The 5,499-nt window shown below is 66.2% G+C and carries 4 protein-coding genes and 1 pseudogene; all 5 read right to left on the reverse strand.

All coding sequences use genetic code 11. The features are described 5' to 3' along the window. Nucleotides 1–108: 108 nt before the first annotated feature. On the reverse strand, nucleotides 109–924 hold the full coding sequence (locus ACQKIP_RS38290; RefSeq protein ID WP_365866764.1) for a hypothetical protein: 816 nt from the start codon (nucleotides 922–924) through the stop codon (nucleotides 109–111). A 57-nt stretch (nucleotides 925–981) separates the two neighbouring features. Next, nucleotides 982–1,488, reverse strand: coding sequence for a hypothetical protein (locus tag ACQKIP_RS38295; protein ID WP_365866767.1), 507 nt, complete (start codon nucleotides 1,486–1,488; stop codon nucleotides 982–984). Nucleotides 1,489–1,508: 20 nt separating this feature from the next. Beyond that, nucleotides 1,509–3,083: a hypothetical protein gene (locus tag ACQKIP_RS38300; RefSeq protein WP_365866769.1), complete on the reverse strand. Its 1,575-nt coding sequence runs from the start codon at nucleotides 3,081–3,083 to the stop codon at nucleotides 1,509–1,511. A 12-nt stretch (nucleotides 3,084–3,095) separates the two neighbouring features. Beyond that, on the reverse strand, nucleotides 3,096–4,733 hold the full coding sequence (locus ACQKIP_RS38305) for a pyridoxal phosphate-dependent decarboxylase family protein (protein WP_427745201.1): 1,638 nt from the start codon (nucleotides 4,731–4,733) through the stop codon (nucleotides 3,096–3,098). Between the two features lie 646 nt (nucleotides 4,734–5,379). Beyond that, nucleotides 5,380–5,499: pseudogene (locus ACQKIP_RS38310) on the reverse strand (phytase); the annotation flags it as partial.

Here is a 5,499-nt window from a genome sequence, read left to right on the forward strand (position 1 = left end):
GTCCACAACGGCGGTGATGGAGATGGGACGCTTGGCGGCGCCGGTCTCCCGCCGCCTGGGCGTGGTGGTGGTCATCTGCTCCTCCTTCTGGCTGAAGTCCGTGCGGGATCAGGGGGTGCCCGGGCGCGTCCCCGCTCCCGGAGGAATGGGCAGCATGCCCATGCCGGCCTTGGTGAAGGCGTTCCGCCGGGGCTCCGAAGTGATCCGCAGAGCCGACGGGCAGGTCAGGTTGACCGCCTCCCAGCGCAGCTCGCCGTTGAGCCCGACCAGCTTGTGCAGCTGGATGCGCATCACGTACGAGTAGGTGCCGGGCCGTGAGGTGTCGACCGTCGCGGACCAGTACCAGCCGTCGGTGACCAGGTCCGGGGAGCCGTACTCGGCCGGGTACATGATCTTCGAGTCGACGGCCTCGCCGTAGATGTCGGTGATCACGGGGGCGGGGTAGGTGTACGCCGCCGTGTTGTCCTCGGTGACGACCTTGCCGGTGACGTCCAGGATCTTCTGCCCGGACATCCGGCCGCGGGTGCGCCGTGTGGTCTTGACGCGGGCGCCGACGGTCTTGCGGACGTGGGCCAGCTGCTCGGCCTGGTCGGTGCCCGCGACCGACGACTTGGTCGCGAGGTCCTGGAGCTCGGCGAGCGCCTGCTCGTCGCTCTGCCGCGCCCGGTCGGCCTCATAGCCGCGGGGCACGGTCGGCGGGATGGACCCCAGGCTGTACGGGAGCCAGTTGAGCACCTGCTCGCTGGCCTGCGAACCGTCCCGCCAGTAGGAGCCGTTGATCGCGGTCACGAGCTCGCCGGTGCCCTGGTTCGTGGAGCCCTGGAGCTTCATGTTGTCGAACAGGTAGGTGTTGCCTTCGAGTGACTCGGACTCCAGCGCACTGCCGACGTCCACGAGCACGATGATCGCCAATTGTTGGGGCATGTTTCCGCCTTCGTCGCCGCTACTTGATTCCCGGCCCTAGTCGTCGCGCTCCTGCTGTCAGTGCTGCTGGCACATCAACGCGGGGGTGTCGACGTGCATGACGCTGTTCGCGCCCTCGTACATCTGGAGTTCAAGGCGGTACTGGTAGGCGACGCCGGGCTGCAGCCAGTTGGGCACCACGCCGGTCCACACGTCGAGGTCGAGCTTGTCGCCCTCGGAGTGCTCGCCGCCCGAGCGGCCCTGTGCGTGGCCTTTGGACTGTCCTTGTGCCTGGCCCGGAGTCTGGCCCTGCGCCTGGCCCTGTGACTGGCCCCGGCTGTGGCCGTTGTCGGCGGGCACGAACGAGATGTTCTTGATCTCGACCGGGGTCTGCAGGTCCACGGCCAGGGCGGTCCACGAGACGACCTGACCGGGCTGGACCACGGTGCACAGGTCCGGCGTGCCCTGATGGGCGCTGTTGTGTTCGCCGTCGTCCATCATGCAGAGATTGCCGCCCAGCAAGGTGCTGCCCGAGAGCGCTCCGATGACGTCGACGACCGCGATGATGTTGACTTGCGGCTTCATCCTCACTCCTCCTGTAGGTGCTAACCCCGGTCCCGCACGAGCGGGACCTTGCCGACGGCCGTCCGCTCGATCTCGGCCGAGAGGCGGGGCACGAACTTGAGCTGGAAGCTGTAACCGGTCTTCTCGATCGACGCGGGGTTGGCTTCCCCGTGGTTGAACAGCGAGAGAGAGCGCGGCAGGGCGTTCACGAACACCTGCTGGACGCCGTAGGGACCCAGGGTCGTGTCCGTCCGGTACGAGATGCCGAGCACGTCGTCGACCGAGGCGAACAGCGTGATCGTCTTGCCCTCGCGGTGATTCACGAACTGGACCTCGTGCGCCACCGCGTCCAGGTCCACCGCCTCGGAGGCCTTCAGTTCGTCGCGCACGGCGTCGTAGGCGCGGGCGGCGGAGTACTGGCTGTCGTTGATGTGCAGCACGTCGCCCGTGCGGCCCGCGAACTCGAACTGCTGGGTCTTCAGGCCCGGGCCGTCGGTCCGCGGCCGCCGGATCATGCGGTCGCCGAGCTTGAGCCGGAGCAGCGGCGCCTCGTGGGCGTGCAGGCGGGTGACGACCAGTTCGCCCTCCTGGCCCTCGGGGACCCAGCGCCCGTTCTCGTCGACGATCTCGATGAAGTGCAGCCCCGGCACCGCGGACAGGTGCGGCGAGGCGGGATCCAGTTGCAGGCCGATGGTCTCCGCCTGGGTGGCGGCGAAGTAGCTGAGGATCGACAGGTTCGGGTACAGCGCCTGCAACTCCACCCGCTTGCGCTGCGAGAGCACGCCGCTGCCGTACAGGGCGACGCGGAAGCTCTCCCTGGACTCCTTGCGCATGCCCACGCCGAGCTCGCTCAGGATGCCGATGCCCGCGGAGATGCCCATCAGGGCCTTGGGGCCCTTGTAGGAGAACATGTGCTCCAGGACCGGGGCCGTGACGGGCCCCGCGCCGACGTAGTTGACGCCGGGCACCTGCTGGAGCACGCCGCCCACCATCGTGCCGCTGCTCCACATCTGGTAGTCGGCCAGAGTGGTGAACAGCCACTTGGGGTCGGTGCCCGCGAGATGGCGGGCGAGCTGATAGGCGCCCATGAAGCGCCCGGCGATCTCGTACGTGTCCTTCAACTCCCGCAGGGAGTAGACGACTTCGAGCGGCCGGCCGCCGCTGGTGCCGCCGCTGGCCACGATCTCGAACTCGCCGCGGGTGAGGGGCACCACGAGGCCGGGGCGTGACTCCATGAAGAAGTCGCGCTGGATGTCCTTGTCGGAGAGCGGGATCTGCTGCCACGCCTCGTACGTCTCGGGGGCGCGCACGGTCCCCGCGTTGCGCAGGCGGTCGCGCCACAGCGGATTGAGCATCACCGTGTTCACCATCTGCTGGAGACGGCGCAGTACGACGGCTTCCTGAACCTCGTGCGGCACCTCGCTGTACGGCGCCTGGCAGACCCGTTCGCATTCGCGCAACTTGCTCGCGAACGAAGGCAGAGCCGTTACGGCTTCAATTGATTCCGGCAACAACTCCCAGTCGGGGATGAGCCAGTTGGCCAGTTCACGGGCGCCGCCGGGCGACGACGTGATCGGCGGAACGTGTGTGGCCTGTGGAACATGCGATGTACTCAACATCCGTCCCCTCTAAGCTGTTTCTGCTCCCGCTTCTTCGCTGAGCAGTTCCTGGCCTGTCCTTCTGATTTCGGAGATCAGCATCCGGAAGTGCTCGGCGGTGATCTGGTGGTTCATCATGACCACGCGCAATGCGGCCACTCCGTCGACGTTCACCTTGGAGATGAAGAAGTTTCCCCGGAGCTTCACGCTGTTGCGTATGGCGATCTGGAGACGGTGTACTTCTTCTTTCCTGATCCCGGTCGGGTGATATCGGAAGCAGAGAATATTCGCTTCCGGACGGTGTACCGCCTCGAAGTCGGGCTCGACCCTGACGATTGCGTGGGCCTCCTCCGTCAATTGGCAGAGATACTCGATCTTCTCCGCGAACAAGGCAGGCCCGTACATGGCCCACAGTGACCACAGGGTCATGATCATCGGCCGTTTGGTGCACTCGAAGTTCTTTCCGCCGCTGTCGTACGCGGTGTATATGTCCGGCTCTTCGTCGAACACATAACTGGCCTTCTGCCGGAACGCGGTACGGCTGGCTTCCTTGTCCCGGTAGAAGAGCATCGTGCAGGGCGCGGGCACGAACATCATTTTGTGCGCGTCCCAGGTGAGGGAATCCGCCTTGTCGATTCCCCGCAGCTTTTCGCGCAGGGTTTCCGACACCAGGAGGCTCGCTCCGTGGGCGCCGTCGACGTGCAGCCACAGATCCCTTTCGCGGGCGAGTCCGGCGAGTTCGTCGATGGGATCGAAGGCGCCCACCGACGTGCTGCCGGCCGACGCGACGAGGCAGAACACCTTCAGGTTCTGCCGCTCGGCCGCCTCCAGGGCGGGCCGTGCGTCCGCCATGCAGATCTGCCCGCGGCCGTTCAGCGGCAGCCGGACGAGCTGGGCCTCGCCGATGCCCATCACGCCGGCCGCCCGCGCGACGCTGTAGTGCACGTCGGCGCCCACCGCGATGGCGGGTCGCGGCTGGCCCCGCAGGGCGGATCCGCCCTCCGACCAGTAGCCGGGCAGCTTCTGGTTGCGGGCCGCGAGCAGCGCGGTGAGGTTGGCCAGGGAGCCGCCCGATGTGGTCACCATGGTGAACCGGGCCGGATCCCAGCCGATGAACCTGTTGAGTTCATCGGCCATGATGCGTTCCACCGCGTTGGGCAGCTGGGCCGCCTCGTAGAACGAGGCGGGCTGGTTGACCACCGAGCTGACGAAGTCGATGACGCCGGCGAGCGGCACGACGCCCGAGAACTGGCGGCCCATGTATCCGGGCGAGTGCACCTGGATACCGGTCCTGATGTACAGGTCGATGATCCCTGCCAGCTTCTCCTCGTCGAAGGCCGCCACCTTTTCGCGTTCCGTCGTCATCAGGGATTTCGCGGCCTGTGACAATGTCGCCGGATCGGTCAGTTCCAGCCCCCTGATGGAGAGATCGGAAAGGTGCTTCTCCAGCTTCGCAAGGGCGGTTTCGGAAGTTTCCCGGAACAACTGTGGATCGAACGCTTCTAGCAGCAGCCCACTCCCTGCGGATGCAGGGTCGGTAGGTCGAGATTCCGTCACGGGGGTCTCCTTCGTGAAGTCCCTGTGTTGCCCGACGTTTGTGTGGTGGGCGGACACAATCTGCGCAGAGTCCTGACTCTTCGAGCATGCCGACGGGCAGAAGGACTTCATTGCCGAGGGCGTGTCCGGCTGGTCGGGCCGGACAGCGCCGTGTGCTCCGGCGGCAGCGGTTCGGTCGTTGCCGCACGGAGCTCGCTCGAAATAAAAGCCGCCGTCGTTACGGGCTGCGCGTACCCCCCCGGTATTCGCGCCGCACCGCCGCGATCGGCGAATCCCCCCCTCGTACCCCTCGTGATTCCCCCCACCTGGAGAACCGTAGAGCCAAATGTTTCGAGTGGGTGACCCTTCCCGTGGTATGTCCAAAAATCGCGAGGTGCAGCTGATGAGCCGTCAACTGTGGTTGGCCACATCTGTTGTCACACGCATCCCACGCACTGACCGGCGTCCTCCGTTTTCGGACAGCGGTCCGGCGTGCCGATTCCCGGCCGGGCCAGCGGTGAAAGCGGGAGGCGCCGAAAAGAACGAGTCAAGAGCGGGCGATTCGTGCCATTGTCATGTGCCGGACGAACTCCCCGGTGGGCGGACGGGAGGAGCGTCTTATTCTGTGCGGGCGGAATTCCGGCCATGGTCGGAACCGCGTATATTGGTAGCCAATTCAACTTGAAGAAAGCGTTATCCGCATCGGAACAGAAGAAGGCGGCGACCCCCGTGGGGGCCGCCGCCGTCATCGCTCGCCAGGGTGCGAGGTGTCCCGGTGTCAGTCGTCGACCGCGTCGAGCACGTCGTCCAGATCCACGAACTTGAAGTTCGTGGAAGGCCTTTCGGGGTCGCCGGGCGCGTCGTGGCCGTCCTGCACGACGAGCAGCCCGTGCGGATA

Origin of the sequence: Streptomyces sp. NPDC059900 (assembly GCF_050270335.1) — a bacterium.
Classification (GTDB): domain Bacteria; phylum Actinomycetota; class Actinomycetes; order Streptomycetales; family Streptomycetaceae; genus Streptomyces.